Below are 23,863 nucleotides of genomic sequence, written 5' to 3'. Positions count from 1 at the left end.
GGTAAACTATACAAGGTTAAGTAATTTTTGAGGAGGGAATCAGATGGCAGATCAAGAGGGAAGAAATGAAGAAGTCATCGATGAAGCCTTAGGGGAAAAAGAAATCAAACGCCTGGAATTCCATGGCGGGGTATTTGCTGCAACGATTCCTTTGGTCTTCTTTATCATATGGGCGATTGTCTTAAGTGTGGCAGGTCTTGTTACAGAGCAGGGACTAGTTTTAGGCATTGTGATTGGAATCGGCCTCGGGCTGTTCTTTACTAAATCGAAATGGTCAGATTATGCGCAGAGTCTGATTACAGGGATGGCTCAGCCAGTGGGGATCGTTTCGATCATTGCCTGGTTCTGGGCCGGCATGTTTGCAAATATGCTGTCTGCCGGAGGACTGGTGGATGGTCTGATATGGTTCGGCTTTCAAACCGGGCTGGAAGGCGGAGCTTTTGTCGGTATTACGTTCCTGCTTGCCGGCTTATTTTCCACAGCTGTAGGAACCGGGTACGGTACGGTAGCCACGTTCGGTGTGCTTATGTATCCAGCTGGTGTCATTTTAGGAGCGGATCCTGTGCTGCTTGTTGCAGCAATTTTAAGTGGAGCCGTGTTCGGCGATAACCTGGCGCCTGTTTCTGACACAACGATCGTTTCTGCAACGACACAGGAAGCGGATGTACCTGGAGTGGTCCGTTCCCGTTTTAAATACTCCATGGCGGCTGCTATTCCGGCAATGATTCTTTTCACTGTTTTCGGCGGCGGTGGGGAACATGGGAGCCAGCAGGTAGTCAATGACCTGCAGAGCCAGGTGTCTCCCAACGGTCTGTTGATGCTGGTGCCATTTGTACTCGTTCTTGTACTGGCGCTGAGAGGCCAGCATCTTCTGACCTCCTTATCATGGGGGATCCTTGCATCTGTTGTTTTCATATATTTGAGTGGCATATCCTTAAAGGAAGTGCTGTATATTCATTTTAATGAAGCGGGGGACCCTGTTATTGAAGGGGCCCTTATTGATGGAATCAGCGGATATTTCAATATGGCTATTTTAATCTTGTTCATTCTTGCGGCGGCTTACATGCTTGAAGTAGGGGGGACGATGGAAGTGATTAAGAACTTCTTCCTCCGCATCATCAATGGTGTAGTCCGCAGAGCTGAACTGGCCATTTTTGGTATCGTGGCTTTCTTGAATGTCTTCATCACAATCAACACAGCAGCTGAAATTGCAGCGGCTCCGTTTGTGAGGAAAATCGGGAAGGAATTGAATATCCATCCATACCGGCGTGCCAACTTCCTGGATACAGTGACCTCTTCCTTAGGTTATATTTTCCCTTGGAGTGGTGGTGTCCTGCTTGCCTGGGCCACGGTTCAGGGAGCGGCAGACAAGTATGACTTCCTACCAGTCGTTTCCCCTGGTGAAGTATTCCCTTATGTCTTCCAAGGATGGCTCCTGCTGATTGTTATGCTTATTGCAGCATGGACGGGATGGGGTCTCCGTTACACCGGAAAAAACGGCGAAGAAATGAAACCTGAAAAATAATAGGAAAACCAAAGATAGAAAAAGCGCAGAGATTCGTCTCTGCGCTTTTCAACTGTAGACAAGGACTTGTCATCCAGTAGACCTGTACGTTGTGTGCTTGGTCACGTTCCACTTATCCGCCGAAAGGGAGTGGCCTGCGTTCCTGGAGGCACGATAAAAAACAGGATTTCTTGCAACTGAAAGCTCAGAGATTTACTTCTCTGTCTTTTTTTCAGGTTTATAAAGCTTCCACTGTTTCTTTCATTTGATCAAGGTGGCGGAGTTCGTGCCAGCCAATGAATTCAATCCACTGGGTCAAGTCCATGTCTCCGAAAGCGGGGTGTGGAAACACGCGGTTTTTCAATGTTTCTTCATCTTTGTTATGGATGAGGAATAACGTGGCTTCCCTTGTTTTTTTCAATCCATCCTCGGCTTCTGCAATCGTTTGGAACGTACCTTCAGGCCGGACGGACTCAGGGGCTTCCACCTTGTAATGCCTTTCCGTCGTCCGGTGGATCGGTTTTTCGGAAGTCTGCTGGATATCTCCCTGCTTTATTGCCTGCTTGATCTGGTAGACGACAAGTTGCTCCATCAGGTACAGGTGCTCCAGAATTTCCAGGACCGACCATTTTCCTTCCCCGGGCTTTCGTGCTGCCTTTTCGTCAGAGATGGAATGAGCATACTCCAGCAGCTGTTTTCTTTTCTCATCAAGACCATACATAAACAGGTCCTCCTCGTCCTTAGGTTGTTTGCATAGATCAAATAAAATGACCATTCCCCTGGCAGGTGGTGATGAAACCTTTCCTCCTTCGTAAACGTAAAACCATAGACAAAGGTTTCATGAATGGTCTAACCCACCCCGTGGTGTGGTATAGAACTATAACCTACATAAAAGGAGGAATCTGTCATGGCAGATTATTCGATTGAAGAGTTTATCAGGGCCACGAAACAGGATGATTCAGAAAATGATTATTTCGAGCTGGAAACCCCGCGTATTCTCGAGGTGAACCTGTTGGATCAGGTCTGGGCGAAATCCGGGGCCATGATTTCCTATAATGGGGATATCAAGTTTGAGAGGGAAGGGATTCTGGAGCACGGCGTAGGAAAAATGTTCAAGAAAGCGTTGACGGGAGAAGGCAGTTCACTGATGAAAGCGACAGGGCGCGGGCGTTTGTACCTCGCTGATCAGGGGAAAAAGATTACGATTTTTGACTTGGATAATGAAACCATCACAGTCAACGGTAACGATCTTCTCGCCTTTGAGCCGAGCATCGACTGGGATATCAAGCTGATGAAAAAAGTGGCCGGGATGGTTTCCGGCGGTCTGTTTAACGTGACCTTGAATGGCAGCGGACGTGTGGCTATCACCTCCCATTACGAACCACTGACACTGCTCGTACGCCCCGGAGAGCCGGTCATTACAGACCCGCATGCAACCGTGGCCTGGTCCGGACATTTGGAACCGAATTTCAAGACGGATGTGAGCTTCAAAACGTTTATTGGACGGGGGAGCGGGGAATCTATTCAAATGCAGTTCGAAGGAGAAGGTTTTGTCATCGTCCAGCCGTATGAAGAAATAGATACAACAGGCAGCCAGTAAGTCTTTTCTTTTGCGTGGACTGGCATAGTCATGCTAAAGTGTGAATACAATGATGATACAAAAAGGATCATCATTCATTCTTTACTTCGTTACTGAAACGTAGTATGATGATAACCAACATTAAATAAATAACGGAAACTTCTTATCCAGAGAGGCGGAGGGACTGGCCCTTTGATGCCCGGCAACCATCGAATCAATCCACGGATTGACGAGAACGGTGCCAATTCCTGTAGGATGAATACCATCCTAAGAGATGAGAGGATCGTACGGATTGATACGAACCCCTTTTCTTATGTGGATAAGAAAAGGGGTTTTTTGCATATCAGCATGCCCGTCATGGCTCTCGATAGAAGTTGCGTTAAAGGAAAGGGAAGATGTAGATATGGCAACAGCAATTTTCGGCGCAGGGTGTTTTTGGGGAGTAGAAGCATTTTTTGAGAAATTCGAAGGGGTAACGGGCACAACCGTTGGTTATATCGGAGGGCATCTCGAAAATCCTTCTTATGAAGAAGTGAAGCAGGGGGATACCGGTCATGCGGAAGCCGTCCGCATCGAATACAACCCTGCTGTGATTACGTATGCAAAACTGGTCAATATCTTTTTTGAAGCCCATGACCCGACACAGGTAAACCGTCAGGGTATTGATGTAGGACATCAATACCGTTCAGTGATCTTCTATACAGATGCAAGCCAGAAGTACATTGCAGAAGAGAAAATCAGTGAATGGAGTGCCAAGGGGGTCTTTAAGCGTCCGATCGCTACGCAAGTGGAAGAGGCTTCTTCCTTCTTTGAAGCGGAAGAGCATCACCAGAAATACATTCAAAAACATGGCTCTGCGGCCTGCTCCATCGGCTGATGAAAAGTCCCTCACTGAGGGGATCAGCTTGTAGAGAAACCTCTGTTTCTTTACAAGCTTTTTTTCTTTTTTACCGCCAGGAGCGAAAGCCCCTTCCCTTTCCGTGGACGAGCGCCCGAGCTTTCCGCAGGAGTGGAAGGGGCCCCGCTCCTTGGGCGTTCTTTAACATCGAAAAAGACTCTCCTTCACCCAGCTTATCCTTGCTGGATGGAGGAGAGTCTTTTTCATATTCCGGCAGCCAGCCGTCATCCGCGACTGTTCCTTCCCCTTTTTTTTCACGCAAGCGGCAGTAGCGCAGCCCATGCCGTTCTTTTGAATCTGCGAACCTGCGTACACGAGAAGCGTTCGATGGTGATGCCCGCGGCATTCATCCACAGATAAGCGGAATGTGACCCTTTACACGACAAATGGACAACTCTAACTGGTTAACACAGGCTTTTTTTATGGGAGAAAGTTCACTAGAATGAAGGAGATGGAGAGAGGAGGGGGAGCCTGTGTTGAATGACATCATTCTTATAGTTATGTGCGCCTTTATGGTTCTTGGAGCTCTTGATTACTACATATTGAATCACCGCCTTGCCTTAGGATGGCGGTTTTATGAAGCCTTTATGATGATGGGCCCACTGGCCTTGTCTATGGTGGGGATCATCTCTCTCGCCCCGGTGCTGTCCAGATGGCTCGCGCCGGTCGTCACTCCCTTGTTCCAGGCTGTTGGAGCGGATCCTTCTATGTTTGCTTCTATGCTGCTTGCGATTGACATGGGGGCTTACCCTTTGGCGGAATCGCTCGCGGCAGACAAAGAAGCGGCTGTTTTTTCGTGGGCTCTGCTTGGGACGATGATGGGCCCTACGCTTGTGTTTACCATTCCAGTTGCCTTGACCGTTGTAGCGAAAAAGGACCATCCTTTTTTCGCGAAGGGAATTCTCGCAGGAATGGTGACGATTCCGATCGGCTGTTTCATCGGCGGGTGGACAGCCGGCTATGAAACGGGGTGGATGCTTAGAAATCTGCTTCCGGCCATGGTTCTATCCCTTTTTATCGCCGCCGGTCTCTGGCTCTTCACAGCCTTGACCATTCGTCTGTTTTCCTACTTCGGCAAAGCGGTCGAAATCATTATTATTTCAGGGCTTGCTCTTATCATTATTGAAACGTTAACAGGCATAACAGTTCTCCCCGGCATGGCTCCCTTATCGGAAGGGATCCTCATCGTCGGTAAAATTACTGTCACACTTGCAGGGGCTTATCCGCTGGTGGCGTTTATCAGCAGGCACGGCGAAAAAGTGCTCACCCGTGCGGGAAGACGTCTCGGGATGAATGCAGTATCGATGACAGGGTTCATCGCATCGCTTGCCCATCATTTGCCGATGCTTGCCGTCATGAAGGACATGGACGATAGAGGGAAGACGGTCAATGCGGCCTTTGCAGTCAGCGGGGCATTTGTATTCGGAAGCCACTTCGCTTTTGTGGCCGGCGTCCAGCCGGATATGATACTTCCGGTGATCGTGGGCAAATTAAGTGCAGGTATTCTTGCTGTGAGTTTAGCCCTAATTCTAACGAGACAAGACGTTTCATTTTATGAAGAAGAGGATTCTTCGTATAATGAAGAGTGAAATTGATTATAAAGGAGTTTTTCAAATGACGACAGATATGCGCAGACAATTTGACCAATACATCGAGAAATTCAAACAGAATGCTTCCCAGGAAGTTCAGGACAAAATGAGCGACGCCATTAATGAATTGGAAGCCTCTGAAGAGGGGAACGGTCTTTCCAAAGGAGAAAAAGCCCCGGACTTCATCCTTCCAGATGCCAAAGGCGGTCAGGTTCAGCTGTCCGAACAGCTGAAGCAGGGTCCTGCTATCGTAACTTTCTACCGCGGCGGCTGGTGCCCTTACTGCAACATGGAGCTGCGTGCGTATCAGGAAATCATGGATGATATCCACAATGAAGGAGCTCAGCTGATTGCCATCAGCCCGCAGACGCCGGATCAATCCATGACTACTCAGGAGAAAAACGACCTGGATTATCACGTATTGAGTGATGTTGGAAACAAAGTTGCTCAGCAGTTCAACCTTGTTTATGAGCTTCCGGATTATCTTGTAGATGTGTATAAGGATAAAGGATTGAATGTAGACAAGCATAATGGAGACGATTCCTGGACGCTTCCAGTATCCGCTACCTACATCATTGATACAGATGGTACGGTTGTATACGAATATACAAAATCTGACTATAAAGACCGTGCGGAACCTTCTGAAGTTCTCCAAGAGCTGAAAAAAGTAAACGCATAAGTCCAAAAAGACGTCCTCCATGTATGTGGAGGGCGTTTTTTATGAGTGGAAAAATCCGAAAAGGTAGAAGCCGGCTGCCAGCATCAGCAGGACACTGACCTGGATGCAGATCCCAATGATGGAACAGATTTTTCCTGCTGTCGCAAAGTGACGGCCGCTTTCTTTTTCCTCCTCTTCGCTGCGTAAGAAGGCATTGGCCATCACGATGCCGATGATGCCTGTAATTAATCCGGCTAGAGGGAGGAAGATGGACATGATGCCCAGTACGAGGGATGTCACAGCCTTTTGATACATAGAATGCTCCTCTCCTTCAAACAACCTTAGGGAGGTTATTTGGTATATCGGTTCGCATAGCTGCTGGCGGCAATCGAGTCCGGCTTGATTTTTGGTTCCATACCAAGGGATTCAATCCTCGCCACCATTTCATTTACATAGACTCTTGTCCGGTTCCGGTCACCGGAACCTATATCAATGTGTCCTTCCATTGTAAATGTCGCACCTTTGTAGATGTGGGGAAGGACGATATCAATTAACTCATTTTTTCGTTCTTCTGTAAAAAGGGAGGCGACCCGCTCTGTTAAAGACGTTTCATAGGAAATCCGCTCATGCAGGGTAGTCATTTCCCTGGTTATGACTTCTTTGCGATAACAGGCCCAGGCTCCTTTTCCTACCCGTTGAATGACAACTCCGGTAATAAACAGCGTGCGGGAAGGGTGGACTTGTGAATCTGTTCCTACCATCAAACGGTAATTCCCGACAGGCTCCCGTTTCATAAATGTTAAAATATGTGAGAACACTTCTGGAAATCCCATTTTTTTATGCGTGAGGTTTTGAAACAAATCGGGCTGGTGCACATTTGCCATCTCCTTTTTTATTTCTAGGCAGTGGAGTGTGGGGGATAAGTGTATTCCCTTTTTCCTCCTTGGGTAATCCCTGATTGTCCTGCCGTGAAACCGTTCTCCATCCAAGCAGCTGTGACCATTCTGTTATTAGGATATTCATAGACCTGCTTGAAAGATAACATGTTTTTAAATAGAGTATGTGTGCATTCTACGCAAATTATGTAAAAAATAGTCAATGTGCAGAGGAAGGGGAATACAAGGACTGCAAAGCTTGGGGCCATATCATTTCCGATGGAGATAATGCGTAGGCAGTGGATAACGGGGATTAGGAAAAGCCTGGCGCTGGAAAAAGGACCTGATGGTGAGTGGAACAGGCCCTAGAAAATAAAAATCCAGATAAGAATAATAGTGATTACAAAAGTGATCGCGTAGATCGTGGAAAGTAAAGGAATGCTGCCTTGATCTTTATTATCGGATTTCAAGTGCTGCAGATCCTCTTCCGGGGTCAGCTGGTTTTCTGACTTGTCCATGTTTTTGGCAATGACAACCGTACCGACCAAAGCGGTAATCGACAAAACAATGATGATGGCATAGTACAAAGGATACATTGAACATCCGCCCCCTGATTAAAGTCTTACCTTCATTATAATAGAAAGCGGGCGGATGTTGGAAATGTTCCTGATTTACATATGTTCTGGTGCAGCCATTCCAAGCAGACGCAGCCCTTCCTTCAGCACGACGGCAAATGCATAAACGAGCGTCAGGCGTTCCTGTTGGGAAGGGGAGCCGAGAATTTTTGATTTGGCATAATAGTGATTGAACGTTCGGGCAAGGTCCAGCAGGTAACGGGCAATTTTAGACGGATCATTGGTCGAGCAGGCCGTTTGAGTCATTTCCGGAAATGCACGGACCGCTTTCACTAAAGGCCAGGCTTCAGGGTCGTCACCAGCCGGCTGCGGAGTTTCTGCCGAAAAGCTGCCTTTACGTAAAAGCGAGCATGCGCGGGCATGGGTGTACTGCAGATAAGGACCGGTATTTCCTTCAAAGGTAAGCATATCCTCGAGAGAAAATTCAATGTCATGACGTCGATCCTGCTTTAAATCGTGAAAAATCACGGCTCCAACTCCGACCTGGCGTGCTGTTTCTTCAGGGTTCGTGAGGTTCGGATTTTTCTCTTTCATATTCAAGAGCGCCTGGTCTACGGCTTCCTCCAGGGCTTGTTCCAACAAAATCGTCTTCCCTTTTCTCGTAGACATCTTTTTTCCATCCTGCAGAATCATCCCGAACGAGACATGCTCCAATCGGTCTGCCCACTCAAATCCCGCCTTTTTCAATACAAGCTTCATCTGCTGAAAGTGGAGCGATTGTTCACTGCCAACAACATACAGACTTTTTTCAAAAGGATAAGACTGGTAGCGGTCGATGGCGGCAGCGAGATCACGGGTGGCATAGGTAGTGGTACCGTTGCTTTTACGGATTAGACATGGTGGCATCGTATCTCCCAGTTGAACCACATCCGCTCCTTCTGATGTTTCCAACAGACCCTTTTCATCCAAAAGTTTGATGACAGGCTCCATTTTGTCTGTATAATAAGCCTCTCCACGAGTCCAATCAAAATCCACTCCAAGCATTTCATATAACGTGTTGAATTCGTTCAGGGAGGCTTCGCGGAACCAGTTCCAAAGGGTGAGAGCCTCCGGGTCCTGAGTTTCCAGCTTCTTGAACCATTCTCTGCCTTCTTCAATGAGGGAAGGTTCTTTCTCGGCAGCTTCGTGGAACGTCACATATAGCTTAGTCAGTTCCTTGATTGGATCAGCTTCGACGACATCTGGATCGCCCCAGCGGGTGTAGGCGGCCAGTAGTTTTCCGAACTGTGTCCCGTAATCTCCGATGTAGTTGACCTTTACGGGAGTATAGCCGCACTTTTCCATAAGATTGGCCAGGGCATTTCCAATGACGGTGGAGCGGAGGTGACCCATGGAGAAGGGTTTGGCAATGTTCGGAGAGGACATATCAAAGACTACGTTTTTCCCCTCCCCAAAGGTGTGGCTGCCATAAGCTTCAGGGTCCTCAAGGACTTGATTCAACGTATGTTCGGTAATGAACGAGCGGTCAAAAAAGATGTTGATATAACCACCCTGGACCTCCACCTGATCAAAGACAGGGTGTTTCAGTCTGGTGGCGATTTCGCCGGCAATGATGGCTGGTTTTTTACGCATCGACTTGGCTAAAGCGAAGCAGGGGAAGGAGACATCACCAAAGTATGCTTTTTTCGGGACCTCTATCAATGACTCCACCCATTCGCGTGGATATTCCTCTCCGAGTATGTGAGATATTTGAAGTGCTGTCATCTGCTTTTCCATCTATACTCCTCCTTTTCCATATAAAAAGGCCCCGTCTCTAAAAAAAGAGACGAGGCCTGGGCTCGCGGTGCCACTCTTATAGCTGAATATAAATCAGCCGCTTGAATTTGATAACGGGGTGCCCCCGGATCTTCCTACTTCTGTTTCAGAAGAACATCTCCAAAGTCCGGTTCACCGACAGAAGGACATCCGGGCTTCCACCACCCCCGGTTCGCTGTGACCTTCCTGCCGGCTACTCTCTTTGTCATTGATTTTGAATAGTTGAAAAGATTATATCGGATTTCCTGCGATGATGCAATGCTTCATTTATGAATGGTCTATGTTGAGGGCTGTCCGGGATACACGTCAATGTGAGAAGTCGTGCTTTGTAAAAATACAGTAAATAGGCCTTCAAAACGGGTGGTCCTAGAAAAAATTTCATAAATTGTCACATTACAAGCTGGGTATTTAAACCCTTTTAATTCCCATAAATTTATAATAGCCCTGTTCACGGAAAATAGCGTGTGTAAAAAGACGCATATGAATGAGAGCGGTTTCTTTTGTACGGTCAGAAAATGAACCTTTCGATGGTGTTAAGCAAAGACGGCCTGATAAGTAAAGGCGGCTTATCATTTGTCTATACAAAACACTCATGAATGCTTAAAGGTGTGGGGCACTGATGTACGTCTGCTGTGCTGTTTAAGGAGTATTTGAAAAACATCTTTCAAGCATGAATAGGAAACTCTGATTATAACGAAAAGATAACATTTATATGACAAAAAGGTAACATTTCCTCACAAGCCTATGAGAGAGTAAATCCGTCACAAACGAGTGGAGGACGTACACAAGGGAAGATGGGGGAAGAATTTTCTATCTAATTACATAATACTTTACTACCTTTTGACGTTTATTCTGGATGTGATAGTGTTGTTTTGCAATCAGATATCGACACATTTTTTGGAAAGGGAGGTGGCGTATGGGAATGTTTCCGGGTTATTCACCCGACCATTTATACAGCATGATGGTTCAAGCGGTGAAGACTCATATGAACGAAGCCGGCCTTGCCCGACTGGCCGAGCGTTTTATCTCCTATAAGAAAGCAGAAGGGTTTTCCTTTTCGCCGTTGACACAGCTGCACTTTCACATCCATAGCAGGGAGAAGCAGGAAGGTGTGTATGTTTTATCGGCAGCTATCGAGTTTTTAATTCTGGCTCTCGATATCCTGGATGATCTTCAGGATGAAGATGCTGGAGATAAACCTTGGAGTCAGGTCTCTAGTGCCTCGTCCATGAATATTTCGACGGGGTTTTTAATGCTGAGCATGCAGCTGATGCAAGCGTCCCCTTTTCAAAAAGAAACATCTTCGGATGCTCTTCAGGCCATGCATCAGCAGGTCCTGCAGGCGGTGAATGGCCAGCACGCAGACCTGAATGAATCAGCTTCTACGGAGGAAGAGTTTCTGAGGATGATCAAGCGGAAATCCGGTTCGCTGATGGCTTGTGCCTGTATGGCCGGAGCAGCTTTTTGCGAGAATGAAGACCTTTCAGGAATTCGGTTGTATGCTGAGAGTTTTGGAATTGCGGCTCAATTAGTGAATGACCTGCAGGACATTGTGCGTTTTGACTCTAAGAATGATCTCATTAACAAGAAGTGGACGCTTCCTGTTTTTCTGCTCTTACAGGAAAGGAGTGAGGAAGCAGGGTGGATACGTGATTACTATGAAGGCCGCGTCGATGGATCGTTTATCACAGATAGGAAGCAGCCGTTATTTGAGTGGGTATCCCGGTCAGCTGTCATACCCTATATCCAGGTGCTGATCCGCAAACATCAAAGGCAGGCGTCCCGGAAGCTGGACATGTTCCAGGCAGGCCAGGAATGGAAGGAACAAATGAGGAAGAGGATTGAAGATTTATAAAAGATGGATCTTGCATAAGGAGGAAACAATCATGCTATTTGAATTGGTTCAGAAGATTGTACAAAATCCAACGCTTATGAATGCTGTAAAAGAGGGAAAAGCCGACCTCCCAGGTGTTTCTGAAGTGGAAAAGGAAGCCCTTATTGATGTATTCGCATCAGATGATCTCCAGGGCATAGAGTGGAGAATGTGTTACTGGAAGTAATCCATGATAGAGATCCTGAAAGCCAGAGATGCTCTGGCTTTTTTTGACGTTATAAAAGAAAGGGAATGGGAATGGCTCGAATAAAAAGTAAGAGATTTATCTTTTATTTTAGTTTTATCTTTGTTGTTGCTCTTTATTTAGTTTTCGTGACGATGACGAAAACGTATGTAGGTATTGACGTCAGTAAGAATGAAGAAGGCGCTTTGATCGTGACGAAAGTGGATTCAATCGGCTGGGCTGCTCAACGGAAAATAAAAGCGGGAGATCATGTTATTGAAGTCAACCACCAGGAGGCGGACACGTACCACTCCATTCAAAACTACGGGGTGATCGGTAACCTTAACCAGATGAAGGTCATGAGAGAAGGAACGGAGTTGGAATATAAGGTCCAAAACCCGGTGAACTATAATACGCTACTTTATCATACCATACTGCCGACGGTTGTATTTTTCGTTTTATTTTCGTTTTCTTTACAGGTTTATGTAAAAAAACGGGAGGACCCGATTGCGTTTTATCTGATCGCCTTTCTTCTGGCTGTTGGTATTGGGTATTTGAGTGCCGGCGCCTCAGCGAGAACGGATAGTCTTGCGAGGATAATCAACAGCTTTAGCTTGATGATGGTTCCTGTGCTGTTTCTGCATTTTCATTATCAATATTTCCTGAAATACGAGATTCACTTGATCAAAAAGCGCCTATTGGCTGCGGTCTACTCTATTAATCTGGTCGTCGTTCTTATGGATGCTCTATCCATTTTCTGGATGTCGCTGGGGCACTATGAAGTGATCCGCAATACACAGTTGATTCTTTTTTCCATGGAGATTCTTTTCGGTTTGAGTGTTCTCCTGTATTCCTATATGACTTTTCGGAAAACCTTACATAAGTCGATTTTTCAAAATGCGATTTTCGGAATCATCGTCTCGTTTTTTCCTTTTATCTTTCTGACAGCGCTGCCTAATGCGGTTGTCGGAGTTGAATTGATTCCTGCGCCTGTAACCGCGGTATTTCTTATCTTTCTGCCGATCTTTTTTCTTTACCTCGTGCTGACTGATCGGATATTTGATATCGACTTTATTAACAGCCGTTTACGTTACTACGCGGTTATTTCTTTCCTATTAACGGCTGTGGTTATGATTCTGCTCGTCTTCTTTACGAATCTGGATGATCTGCAGTGGATCAGGCTGGGGATTCTAACCTACGGGTTATTGATAATGTTTTTCTATTTTGAAGAAAAGTTTTCTCTCCGTTCCAAATTGTTTGGAGACAAGTTTAACTATCAGGTAAGTCTTGATCGATTTTCCTATGATGTAGCAAAAATATTGAAAAAAGAAGAATTGGATGACAGACTGCTGCGTGAAATCAAAGAGGTGCTTCCAGTAGAGCATGCCTGTCTTTTCTCTTATGACAAAATAGAAAATGAGATGAATCTGATTGCGGGAGATGAGTCCATCCCCTACCAATTGATTCAGACTTATATCTCCTATAAAGGAAAGTCGTTGTCCATAGGAATGCCGTTTCTATTGGAAGATGGATTAGGGTATGTGCTTAGTGAAAAGCATGATACGGTCGATATTTTATGGATTGAACAAAAAGTCAACCGGACGCCGTTCAATCAGGATGAGCAGCGTTGGCTGAAAACCATCGTTCAATATACAAGCATCGTATATGAAAATTTTCAATTGATCGAAGGGGTGACCGAAGATTTAAAAAGTTCGATCCAGGACGAACGTCGTGTACCTTCGTGGATGCTCCGGTTCATGTTTAAGCTTTCGGAAGAGGAAAGAGCAAGACTTTCCGCCGATCTGCATGATTCTGCTCTTCAGGAACAGCTGGTGTGGTATCGGAAATTGGAAGACATAGCAGCCTTGGATCACTTGGATCGTCATGTAAAAGTTGAGCTCTCTGACGTACAGGAAGGTTTGCTCGGGGTTGTCAGTCAGATCAGGGAAACGTGCACCTTTCTGCGCCCTCCTTTTTTAAAGGAAACAGGTTTTGTGGAAGCACTATCCTATTTGATTGAGCATTACCGTCAGCGGGAGGACTTTCGTATTGACTATCATTATAACTATTTCACAGCTGACCTTGGGGATGAACAAGCGCTTACGCTTTATCGCATTGCTCAGGAACTGTTGAATAATGCGTCCAAGCATTCGAAGGCCAGTTTGATTGAATTTGAACTGAAGAATGATGGGGATATGGTGATGTTATCGTATAAGGATGATGGAGTGGGTGTTCAGAATAATCAACAGAAGTCGCCAGCAAAAAGCATGGGCTTAACGGGAATCAGACAGAGAGTCAACAGCCTCGGAGGGAGTATGGAATTCTTTTCACAGGAAGGTTCAGGAGTTGAAGCCGCCATCTTGATTCAGGCGGATGGATAAAGGAAACGATTGGAAAAAGGTTGGAGAAGAGGAGAGGTTGAATGGTTTCAATATTATTGGTGGATGATCATCCGGCTATTGGTGAAGGGTCCAAATTAATCATCGAAAGAGAGAGTGATATGGTTGTAACCATTGCAGACAGCCCTGGGAAGGCTTTGGAGATTTTAAAGGAGCAGAGCTTTTCGATTCTGCTGTTCGATCTGCGTATGAAAGGGATGAATGGCATCGAGCTGACCAAACATGTACGGTCTGAAGGACATACTTCGCCGGTACTCATCTATACAGGTCATGATGTGGGTCCTTATTTCAATACATTAGTGGAGTCTGGAGCGTCGGGGTTTATCAGCAAGACGGCTCCGCGGGAAGAATTGATTGAAGCGATCCGTTACGGGGTGAAGGGAAAAGCGATTGTTCCCGTCTCCCTCCTCGAACAACTAAGAAAAAATGAGGTCCGTGTTGAAGAAACGCCTGAACATGAGCTGCCTGAACGTGACGTTTCGGTTACGCCGAAAGAACAGGAAATCCTCAAAGAGGTTGCCAAGGGGAAAAGCAACAGAGAAATCGCTCAGATTTACTTTAAGAGTCCACGGACGATTGAGTACAACTTAACGGAAATCTTCAAAAAACTGAAGGTGAAGACAAGAGCGGAAGCTGTGTTGAAATCCAAGCAGTGGGGGATTATCACGGATGATATGGATTGAACGGGCTCAAGAATCGGCATCTATGGACCTATGGGTGTAGCTTTACCAAATGTTGAAAAGGGGGATCTTCTATATATAGAAGATCCCCCTTTTATTTTTCATAGCCTGTCGTTTTTCCCGAGGACGCTTAGATGCTCGTCCGGATTTTCAGTTGCATTCTTCACTTATTCTTTGGCACCATCCCAATATCGATAGGCATGGACAGTATAGCCCTGGTAGGAGGAATAGGATTGGAATGCCTCATCGACGAGGGAAAGCTGATTCTCCATCACCTCTTTTCCTTCCTCATAGAACGAAATATGTGGGTGGGAAGGATTTTCTTTGATTTCTACGGAAATAAGAATATCTTTCCCAAGTTTTTCAGAAAAGTTGACTTCATTTTCCGCAGCTTGAATGATGCCCTCTGCTTGATCACGGAAGGCCATAACCGAGGTGTGATCCATCAATCCGATCACCCATTCATTAAAAGGCGTTTCCGGGGAGCCCGGGGTTTCAATGTCATCAAACCACATGGCCATATCCATACTGGCCTCCAAATCCGAATTTTCTTTCGTTTCCTCTACAAAGCGTTCCAAATTACCCATCCATTGTTTCAATACAGATGCCTGATCGGTGGACCATGAGGGTTCTACATAGGGCTCGATATCCAGGTGGATACCATCAAAGGATTGGTTTTCGTTTACATCCTGATTGTAGGATTTCACATAATCCACAAGTTTTAAAATCCGGTGTTCTTCTTCCTTCAGGGCCCAGGAAGGGTGTCCACCCATGGCATGTACTTCGATTCCGGCTGCATCCGCAGCTTCCACGAAGTGGGAATAGGCGCTGTAGGGCTGGGTTAGATCCAGACGTGTATAGAGCAGATTAATGTTATTTTCTTTTGCAAAATCCAGAATTTTATCTTTTTCATTGATGAGGGTTTCGGCTTCCCATACGTATGTTCCTCGTTTCTGTTGTTTTTCCATGTCTTCTTCAGAAGGTGTTTCTTCCTGCTGCTTTAAATTCGCATAATCATCGATGGCATAACCTGCATAGGAGCTGTGCTCCCCAAGGTGTTTATCCATCAGATTGAGGTGCAGATGCATACTTTCCGGCCCCTCTTCAAAGAAGGTCGTCCAATTCCTTCCGGTTTCTGCTGTCGTTATGCCGACGAGGATCTGTTTTCCGGCCTGGTCTGCCGCCTCTAATTCATTCTCGGTCAAGGATACGATCCCGTTGGTCGTTTCCAGCGTATCCCGGAAGGCAAGAATTGTCGTATGGTCAAATTGTTGAATCAACCAATGATTAAAAGGAACGTCAGATTGTCCGGGTGTTTCCATTTCATCCAGCCAAAAAGGGATGGAATGACTGATTTCAAGTGTACTGTCTTCCGGGACCGATTGAATCCCTGCTGTGATATTCGCTTTCCATTCACGAAGGACACGGGGCTGGTCATCATACCATTCCTCCAAGTATTGGGGCTGTACTTTGAAATGAATACCAGCAAACTGCTGGTCCGGTGAGACGGATTGGTTGTATTCCATAACCTCATCCACAAAGGCTTTATATTTATCCTGATTTTCCTCCAAGGCCCACGAAGGTTCTCCGCCAAGAGCATGGACCTGGATCCCTTTGCTGTCTGCTTCCTGAATGAAGTCTGCCGTAACCTGTGGATCTTCTTCTATTCCTTTCACATATAAAACATTGATGCTGTTCTGCTGGGCGGTCTCCAGAATGGATTCTTCCTCTTCGCCTAGTTCCGTTTTTTCCACCCACATGGCCCTTGTGTATTCTTCTGATTCTGAAAAGCCGAAGAGAGGGAGCGAGAGGGCGGTGAGCATTAAAGATAGACATAGGATTCGATTCATTGTTTACCTCCAAGTGTGTAAGTGATGAGTTTTTAACCGGACTTCTGCCAAATGTGCTCTTCTGTTTTTCTCTCTTAATCCGGGGGTCCCGCAACTGTTGAACCGGGTATTATTGAAAGCGGTTCATCTATCCCCGCTTCTGAACCCGGAGTTCACCCCCCTGATGAAAAAAGATCGGATTTTGTCGGATTTTTGCGGGGGGGTGCCGAAATAGAAATTCGCTGTTCCGAAACTGGGTTTTCGATGAAGTGTCCGGACCCCCGTGTTAGCGTTATAAACGTAGCGAGGCAATACACTAACAATCTAAACGCTCTACATTAAGTTTGCAACACTAAAAAGTTTTTCTCTAATGCAAAATACGAAGGAGGGAGATAAATGAGATGGAAGGGGAAAGGGCTCGCTTTTCTCTTTTTTATGACAGTGGCTGGCAGCTGGTTTTTAGTGGGATCAACGAAGATGACAGAAAGTGAACAGCTTCAAAATGGCAGCCAGATGACATTTCGTACGCAGGACGATCAATTCGAAGTCTATCGGGATGAAAGCTGGTCACCGCTTTTTATTAAAGGGATAAACATGGGAGCCACTTTGCCCGGCCATTTCCCAGGAGAACTTCCCATTTCTAAAGACGACTACCTCCGCTGGTTTGAAATGATCGATGAAATGGGAGTGAACACAATTCGGATTTATACGATCCACCCTCCTGTTTTCTATGAAGCGCTGGTGGAGTACAACGAAGCTGCCCAAGGGGATCCTCTTTATTTCATGCAGGGGGTCTGGTCACCGGTGAATATCATGGATGACACGGGAGATGCTTTATCCAACCGTGTGCTGCAGGCTTTTAAACAGGAGATTGATCATGCTGCAGGAGCGGTTTATGGAGATATCCAGATACCTGAGCAGGATGGGAAAGCAAGCGGGGACTATACGGCGGATGCCGGTCCTTATTTGGCTGCCTGGCATATTGGAACGGAATGGAGTCCAGATCTTGTTCAACAGACCAATGATAAACACAGCGATGATCCAGCTTTCAGTGGCACATATTTTGGAACCACCGAAAATGCCTCCCCCTTTGAAAGCTGGTTAGCTGAACTTTTAGATTACACAGCAGAGCAGGAAAGTAAAAGAGGGTGGCAGCATCCGATGACCTTTACAAATTGGATGACAACGGATCCTCTGGAACATCCGCAGGAACCCCAGAAAAGAGAGGATATGGTGAGTGTCGATCCCACACATATCGAGGAAACGAACTGGGATGCCGGCTACTTTGCTTCGTATCACGCTTACCCGTACTATCCGGACTTTTTAAGGTTCACCGATGAGTACGACGACGTAAAAAATGAAGATGGAAAGGTAGATACATACCTCGGATACTTGAAAGATTTGAAAGATTACCATGATGGGCTTCCTGTCATGATCAGTGAATTCGGAGTTCCTTCATCAAGAGGAAGTGCTCACAATGGCCCTCTCGGCCGTGATCAGGGCGGGCATAGTGAACAAGAACAGGGAAAACATGCTGTCGATCAGCTTCACCATATATACAACGAAGGATTCTCGGGGGCCCTGCTTTTCACCTGGCAGGATGAGTGGTTTAAGAAAACGTGGAATGCCATGCCTTCGAGTACGGACCACAGGGAGGCGTTCTGGTTTAACGCGTTATCTGCCGAAGAATCCTACGGCGTTTTAGGCATGTACCCGGGAAAAGCTGATGATGTGAAGATTGATGGAGAGCTCGATGATTGGCGGGAGCTGGAGCAGAAAGACGTGGAGAAAATTTCTACACCGCTCACCGATTTGAACCTGACCCATGATGAAGGATATGTGTACGTTTCCGCCAGATTACCAGAGGACATCGACTTGGAAAAACAGTCCGTTTATATCGGTGTCGATAGTGTGGATGGAGGAACAGATACTCCTCCACTCCTCCAAGGCGTTCAACTGGAAGAAGGATTGGAGACAATGATACGTCTCAGTGAATGGGAAAAAAGTGAAGTGTTGATTGAATCCACGTATGATTTCCATACGCGTCTCTACGAAGAAGCTTCCGGCAGCGGTCAGGAGGGAACCTTCCAACCTTGGAAAATGGCTGTCAGTCTACCATTGAGGCATCCATTGACACAGGAGGAAATTCCATTTGAAGACGTAGAGGTGGGGCAGATGAACCGTGCATCCCTTGTGAATCAGGAAGAGGCCGACTGGGAAATCAAAGGCCGTGTGCTGGAGATGAGAATTCCATGGGGACTGTTAGGTTTCTCAGATCCAAGTACAAAACAGGCGGTCGGTTATCCTTCTTCTGAGCAGATGGAAGGGAATCTCCCTAAGGAGACGGTGGATGGCATCCGCCTCCTCCCCTGGATCTATGACAAAGAACGAGAGGAAATCCTTGGGTTAAGCAACCACGTTTCAACAGAGGCGTATCCGCTTTATGAATGGAAGAAATGGCAGGAAACAGCGTATGAAGAAAAAAGAAAGGCGAGCTATTACATGATGAAAGAAGCCTTACAGGGGTTGGAACAATAAGGAAGGAGGTTCTCCATGTATATCAACGTTCAAATCGCTTACTACATGATTGGGGTTTTACTCATTCTCATGACTATATTCATTATGGCGACGTTGAGTTTGAAATGGAATAAAAAACGTGTAGAAAAGCGGAGAGTGCAATGTCTGGTTCGACATAAAGATTATTTGGATTATGTGCAAATGCACTTAGGAGAAGAAGATCGGTTAAGAACCCCCGGCGGCTCTCTGACAACCTTTGAACGCCGAGTGCTGCAGAGCGAGCTTGTCCAATGGATCAATCGCCTGGATGGGGTTTACCGGCACCGGTTGTTAAGGCTGTGCGGGGATCTCGGGCTGGTCGAACACAACTTAAAACGCTTGGGCAGTCATCGGCCGCTTGTCCGGTTGGATGCCGCGTATCACCTTGGAGCATTGAGGGCTCCGGAAGCTACATCTTCTCTGCTTTCCCTGCTGTATAAGAAGCGTGTGGATTCTTCCTCCTTCATTTATGCACGGGCGGCTGCCCAAACGGCTACACAGTTAAGTGAAATGGGTGATCTGCTGCGTTTCCTTATTGAGAATGGGAAGCAGGATGTTCATTTGACAGCAGACATCACTAGGGAATCCGAACTTGATTTAACACAGTTATTTATCACATTCCTGCATGAAAAGAATCCAAAATATGTGAAGCTGGGGCTTATTGGTCTTCAGAACAGCGTGAAGGCTGATCTGCCTGATCGTATTCAGGAACTGACGAAGTCGGATGATCGTGACATTCGTATGAATGCGGCCAAATTGCTGATTTCCTCAGTCGATTTATCCGAAGAGGATGTTCAATTTTATCTTGCTTTCCCGGATTGGGAGGTTCGCAGACTTTTTGCTGAATGGATTGGGAGGTCTGGTCTCATCCAATACATTCCCTTGTTATCAACACGGATGGAAGATGTAAACTGGATGGTCGCTCGTGCGAGTGCAGCCAGTTTAGTACGTATGGGAGACGAAGGGTTTGAAGCCCTGTGTCAATTGGCTGTTGGAAATGGAAGTGAGCATGGAAGGGCTTTGGCCAGAGAATTCATCGAAGAAGATTTGAAGCAGTCAGCAGCCGCATCTTCTCATGTCGAGGATATTATGAGTCACAACCATAAAGAGTTTCTATACAAGAAGTATTTTGAAAATCACCAGACATTAACAAACGTCATGTAAGAAAGGAGGATGAAGGATGCGGGAAATTTTATTGTTCTATGGAATTTTTGCCATGTATTACGTAGTTACGATCAACACCATTTACTTCGGAATTATCTTATTTTCCTTCCGGAGAATACTTGGAATTATGAAGGAAACCTTCTACTCAAAGTATGAGGCCCTGTCCGGATCGAAGCATGTCCCGCCGATCTCCATTCTTGTGCCTGCATTCAATGAAGAGCTGACCATTAAGGAAAATGTCAGATCCCTGCTGGCGCTCCACTACCCGGAGTTTGAAGTGATTGTGGTGAATGACGGGTCGGGAGACAAAACTCTCGATACCTTAATCGAGGAGTTCCAATTAAAATATCATCCCCCGAATATGATCAAAGATACGATTGCTACAGCTGAGGTCAAAGGGGTTTACTACAATCCGGATTATCCAACCCTCTATCTTGTAGATAAAGAGAATGGTGGAAAAGCAGATTCCCTGAATGCCGGCATCAACTTATCGAATTACTCATTGATTTCATCAATCGATGCCGATTCTTTACTCGAAGAAGATGCGCTGATCCGGATTGCCAGAAAATATATGGAAAATCCTGAGGAGAATGTGGCGATTGGGGGTAACGTCCGGATTGCCAACGGCTGCCGCATCCAAAACGGGATGGTGAAGCAGGTCAATCTTCCGAAAAAATTGCTGCCGATGTTCCAGACGGTGGAGTACTTAAAAGCGTTTCTCGGCGGACGGATCGGCTGGAGTGACGTGAATGGCCTGATTATCGTTTCCGGTGCTTTCGGTGTCTTTAAGAAGGAATACGTTGTAAAAGTCGGAGGCTACCGCGGGGGTTACCCAGGGGAGGATATGAACATTATCATTAAGCTTCACCGCTACATGCTGGATCACAAGCTTCCCTACAAAATCGATTTTTGTCCGGATGCGGTCTGTTGGACGCAGGCTCCCGACACGTTCAAGATTCTCGGCAGTCAGCGTAAACGCTGGGGCCGTGGAAATTTGAAAAATATGATTGAAGAAGGGCGCTTCATGTTCATGCGTCCGAAATACAAGATCATGGGTATGTTAACGATCCCATATAACATTATTTTTGAAACTTTGAGCCCTTATTTCCGAATTACAGGTTTTCTCGCCATTCTCGGCTACAGCTTCATGGACATGACCGGATGGAAGCTCATGGGAATCTTCATGCTGATTAATGTTCTGTACGGGACACTGCTTGGCTTAGGTTCGCTGCTTTTGGAGGAAATGGCCTTTCAGCGCTACCCGAGAGTACGCGATTATTTCAAGATGATTTTGTACACGGTTTTGATGTTCTTCGGATACCGTCAACTGGGGATTTTATGGAGGTTCCTCGGTCATATCGACTTTATGCGGAAAAACAACTCCTGGGGAACGATGGTACGAACCAGTTGGAATGAGGACGAAGACAAGGAAAAGGCCGCATAGCCGAACTAAAAAAAGGAGGGTGGAAAATGGCAGCGACTCATATTGGTTCCCGGATCATTCAATCGTTTAATCATTTTCTTCACTATTATCAGAGCAGCCAATTATCATGCGGGATGATTCTGGCCCGTGCAGATATGAATGAAGCAGGGGTCAGGGAAATGGAAGCGTATTTGGAAAAGGAAGAGCCGGGTACCGCCTTTCAAGTCAGTTACGATCCACAGGAAAAGATTCTTGGCATACTGCTAGATGGCTGTGCCTTGGCATATACCCATTTTCTATCGCTGCACGTGAAAGATGTGTTAAGCCGGAACCGCCAGCTTACCGGAGATTTATGGGTGGGGAGCTTTCCTGAAAACAGCGACCACGCAGAACAAATGATGTTTGATATGCTTTGGAAAATCATTGATGGAAATCACCAAACGAACGATATCCATGTTTATCAAGGACAGAAGGAAAAGGATCAATCAACGAAATCCGTGCTGCTTGTCGATAGTGATCAAAGCTTAGTCCAGTTGCTGACAAACTACTTGCAGGGGAAAGGGTATGTCGTCCATACAGCAGAAGACGGGAAAACGGGTGTGGATGTTTATCAAAATGTCCTGCCGGATCTTGTTATTACGGAAATCAATCTGTCCGCTCTGGGAGGCTATCAGTTCATCAATCAAATCAAGAACATCGACGAAGATTCCAAAAAGTCGACAGAAATCATAGTTCTTACAAATAAACAATTAGAAGAAGACGTGAGGCGCACGTTTGATTATGGTGTCTCCGATTATATGACCAAGCCCTTTTCACTTGTAGAGCTTGAAGCACGGATGAAAAGACTCGTGAGCGTTTCTAAATAAATCTTATAAAAAGAGAGGGATCAGGAATGGGATATTTTGAACAGCTGTCTCAGAAGATTGAAATGAAGAAAGCAAACATCGGAGTCGTCGGTATGGGGTATGTCGGGCTGCCACTGGCTGTCGAAATGGTGAAAGCAGGATTCAACGTATGTGGCATCGATTTGGACCAGAAGAAGATTGAGTCGCTGCGTGAGGGGCATTCCTACATCAACGATATTGCGGATGACGATTTGCAGCAGGCGCTTGCCACGGATCGGTTCTTTCCAACAAGTGACTATGAAGTCGTTAAAGACCTGGATGCTGTCAGCATTTGTGTACCTACCCCATTAAGTGAGAACCAGGATCCGGATACCTCCTATATTACAGGCGTGATCAACAGCATGAAGCCTTTTATGAAAAAAGGGATGCTCGTGACGCTGGAAAGTACCACATATCCGGGGACGACCGAAGAGCTGATTTTGAAGGAATTCAATCGTATGGGGTACGTGGAAGGCGAAGATATCTTCCTTTGTTATTCACCTGAACGAGTGGATCCTGGGAATCAGTCCTTCAACACGCATAACATGCCGAAAGTTATGGGCGGTATGACAGAGAAATGTAATACAGTCGGAGGGCTTCTCTATAGAAATTACATTCCAAACGTTGTTCCTGTGACATCACCAAAAGTTGCAGAGATGTCCAAGCTTCTTGAAAATACGTTCCGAAGCGTCAATATTGCTTTTGTCAACGAGATTGCAATGATGTGTGAACGTATGGATATCGATGTGTGGGAGGTAATTGATGCAGCGGCAACGAAACCATTCGGCTTTATGAAGTTCCAACCGGGACCGGGAATCGGCGGTCACTGTATCCCTCTGGATCCGATGTACTTGTCCTGGAAAGCCAAAGGATTCCGATTCTATAGCAAGTTCATCGATCTGGCCCAGTCGATCAACAGCAATATGCCGGACGTCGTCGTTGGAAAGACGTCACAGGTATTGAATATTCATGGGAAGTCCATCAATGATTCTAAAATCCTTATTCTCGGTATGGCCTATAAACCGAATATCAGTGATCTCCGTGAATCGCCGGGGCTGTATCTCTATGAACTATACAAAGAAAACGGAGCGAACGTGGAGTATCATGACCCTCATGCCCACAGCTTCCTGGATGATGATGGAGAAGTCGTCCACTCGGTTCCTTATGATAAAGAACAGTTGAAAGAGTACGACTGCCTCGTTATGGTCACGAACCACAGCGACTTTGATTATCATGAACTGGCGGAATTAGGAGTTCCGATTGTAGATACAAGAAACGCTTTCCAAGCCTTCGATCAACCACACATTCATAAACTTGGGACGGCTTCGAAAGTGAACAAAAAACAGCACGAATCCATTGCTCTGTAATCAATCACAGA

Annotated in this window: 20 protein-coding genes, 1 riboswitch and 1 other annotated feature; of the genes, 14 read left to right on the top strand and 6 right to left on the bottom strand. The window is 46.1% G+C overall.

Annotated elements, in window-relative coordinates; all coding sequences use genetic code 11:
* Positions 1–43 precede the first annotated feature (43 nt).
* The gene (locus H615_RS0116815) at positions 44–1,525 is read left to right on the top strand and encodes a Na+/H+ antiporter NhaC family protein (protein ID WP_027956227.1); all 1,482 of its coding nucleotides are present in this window, start codon (positions 44–46) and stop codon (positions 1,523–1,525) included.
* A 217-nt stretch (positions 1,526–1,742) separates the two neighbouring features.
* On the opposite strand, the gene H615_RS0116810 is transcribed toward H615_RS0116815, so the two are convergent.
* Positions 1,743–2,225, bottom strand: coding sequence for a DinB family protein (locus tag H615_RS0116810; protein WP_027956226.1), 483 nt, complete (start codon positions 2,223–2,225; stop codon positions 1,743–1,745).
* A 186-nt stretch (positions 2,226–2,411) separates the two neighbouring features.
* Between H615_RS0116810 and H615_RS0116805 the strand changes: the two genes are divergently transcribed.
* The 4 genes from H615_RS0116805 (at position 2,412) to H615_RS0116785 (ending at position 6,249) form a co-directional block, all read left to right on the top strand.
* Positions 2,412–3,104 (top strand): AIM24 family protein, encoded by a 693-nt coding sequence (locus tag H615_RS0116805; RefSeq protein ID WP_027956225.1) that lies wholly within the window; start codon positions 2,412–2,414, stop codon positions 3,102–3,104.
* 139 nt (positions 3,105–3,243) lie between these two features.
* Positions 3,244–3,364: riboswitch (SAM riboswitch) on the top strand.
* Positions 3,365–3,486: 122 nt separating this feature from the next.
* Positions 3,487–3,960, top strand: a complete 474-nt coding sequence (gene msrA, locus H615_RS0116800) for a peptide-methionine (S)-S-oxide reductase MsrA (RefSeq protein WP_027956224.1) — start codon at positions 3,487–3,489, stop codon at positions 3,958–3,960.
* 494 nt (positions 3,961–4,454) lie between these two features.
* Positions 4,455–5,570 carry an ethanolamine utilization protein EutH gene (gene eutH / locus H615_RS21570; RefSeq protein ID WP_280513313.1) on the top strand — a complete coding sequence of 372 codons (1,116 nt, stop codon included), beginning with the start codon at positions 4,455–4,457 and terminating at the stop codon, positions 5,568–5,570.
* A gap of 25 nt (positions 5,571–5,595) precedes the next feature.
* Positions 5,596–6,249, top strand: a complete 654-nt coding sequence (locus H615_RS0116785; protein WP_027956222.1) for a peroxiredoxin-like family protein — start codon at positions 5,596–5,598, stop codon at positions 6,247–6,249.
* A gap of 39 nt (positions 6,250–6,288) precedes the next feature.
* Here H615_RS0116785 and H615_RS21565 read toward each other — a convergent pair whose 3' ends face one another.
* From H615_RS21565 to argS, 4 genes are all read right to left on the bottom strand, one after another.
* Positions 6,289–6,543: a DUF4190 domain-containing protein gene (locus H615_RS21565; protein ID WP_035532536.1), complete on the bottom strand. Its 255-nt coding sequence runs from the start codon at positions 6,541–6,543 to the stop codon at positions 6,289–6,291.
* A gap of 35 nt (positions 6,544–6,578) precedes the next feature.
* Positions 6,579–7,061, bottom strand: a complete 483-nt coding sequence (locus tag H615_RS0116775; RefSeq protein WP_425307009.1) for a ribonuclease H-like YkuK family protein — start codon at positions 7,059–7,061, stop codon at positions 6,579–6,581.
* A gap of 407 nt (positions 7,062–7,468) precedes the next feature.
* Positions 7,469–7,699, bottom strand: coding sequence for a hypothetical protein (locus tag H615_RS0116770; protein WP_027956220.1), 231 nt, complete (start codon positions 7,697–7,699; stop codon positions 7,469–7,471).
* A gap of 75 nt (positions 7,700–7,774) precedes the next feature.
* Positions 7,775–9,454, bottom strand: a complete 1,680-nt coding sequence (argS, locus tag H615_RS0116765; RefSeq protein ID WP_027956219.1) for an arginine--tRNA ligase — start codon at positions 9,452–9,454, stop codon at positions 7,775–7,777.
* Positions 9,455–9,496: 42 nt separating this feature from the next.
* Positions 9,497–9,711 (bottom strand) — a binding site (T-box leader).
* Positions 9,712–10,409: 698 nt separating this feature from the next.
* On the opposite strand from argS, the gene H615_RS0116755 reads away from it, so the two are divergent.
* The 4 genes from H615_RS0116755 to H615_RS0116735 all read left to right on the top strand — a co-directional run bounded on the left by H615_RS0116755 (position 10,410) and on the right by H615_RS0116735 (position 14,632).
* Entirely contained in the window at positions 10,410–11,348 is a 939-nt protein-coding gene (locus H615_RS0116755) for a polyprenyl synthetase family protein (protein WP_027956218.1), read from the top strand.
* A 31-nt stretch (positions 11,349–11,379) separates the two neighbouring features.
* Positions 11,380–11,553: a competence pheromone ComX gene (comX, locus tag H615_RS22395; protein ID WP_156896515.1), complete on the top strand. Its 174-nt coding sequence runs from the start codon at positions 11,380–11,382 to the stop codon at positions 11,551–11,553.
* A gap of 71 nt (positions 11,554–11,624) precedes the next feature.
* On the top strand, positions 11,625–13,931 hold the full coding sequence (locus H615_RS0116740; RefSeq protein ID WP_027956217.1) for an ATP-binding protein: 2,307 nt from the start codon (positions 11,625–11,627) through the stop codon (positions 13,929–13,931).
* A gap of 41 nt (positions 13,932–13,972) precedes the next feature.
* Positions 13,973–14,632: a response regulator transcription factor gene (locus tag H615_RS0116735; protein ID WP_027956216.1), complete on the top strand. Its 660-nt coding sequence runs from the start codon at positions 13,973–13,975 to the stop codon at positions 14,630–14,632.
* Between the two features lie 164 nt (positions 14,633–14,796).
* Here H615_RS0116735 and H615_RS0116730 read toward each other — a convergent pair whose 3' ends face one another.
* Positions 14,797–16,479: a hypothetical protein gene (locus H615_RS0116730; protein WP_027956215.1), complete on the bottom strand. Its 1,683-nt coding sequence runs from the start codon at positions 16,477–16,479 to the stop codon at positions 14,797–14,799.
* Positions 16,480–16,854: 375 nt separating this feature from the next.
* On the opposite strand from H615_RS0116730, the gene H615_RS0116725 reads away from it, so the two are divergent.
* The 5 genes from H615_RS0116725 to H615_RS0116705 are packed head-to-tail and all read left to right on the top strand — an operon-like array spanning position 16,855 to position 23,852.
* Positions 16,855–18,996, top strand: a complete 2,142-nt coding sequence (locus H615_RS0116725; protein ID WP_027956214.1) for a hypothetical protein — start codon at positions 16,855–16,857, stop codon at positions 18,994–18,996.
* 15 nt (positions 18,997–19,011) lie between these two features.
* Entirely contained in the window at positions 19,012–20,178 is a 1,167-nt protein-coding gene (locus tag H615_RS0116720) for a HEAT repeat domain-containing protein (protein ID WP_027956213.1), read from the top strand.
* 16 nt (positions 20,179–20,194) lie between these two features.
* The gene (locus tag H615_RS0116715) at positions 20,195–21,622 is read left to right on the top strand and encodes a glycosyltransferase family 2 protein (RefSeq protein WP_027956212.1); all 1,428 of its coding nucleotides are present in this window, start codon (positions 20,195–20,197) and stop codon (positions 21,620–21,622) included.
* 26 nt (positions 21,623–21,648) lie between these two features.
* Entirely contained in the window at positions 21,649–22,467 is an 819-nt protein-coding gene (locus H615_RS0116710; protein WP_035532533.1) for a response regulator transcription factor, read from the top strand.
* 26 nt (positions 22,468–22,493) lie between these two features.
* Positions 22,494–23,852: a nucleotide sugar dehydrogenase gene (locus H615_RS0116705; protein ID WP_027956210.1), complete on the top strand. Its 1,359-nt coding sequence runs from the start codon at positions 22,494–22,496 to the stop codon at positions 23,850–23,852.
* The last annotated feature ends 11 nt before the right edge of the window (positions 23,853–23,863 follow it).

This window comes from Halobacillus kuroshimensis DSM 18393 (assembly GCF_000425705.1).
GTDB lineage: Bacteria > Bacillota > Bacilli > Bacillales > Halobacillaceae > Halobacillus > Halobacillus kuroshimensis.
This window is presented reverse-complemented; position numbering and strand designations above follow the sequence as displayed.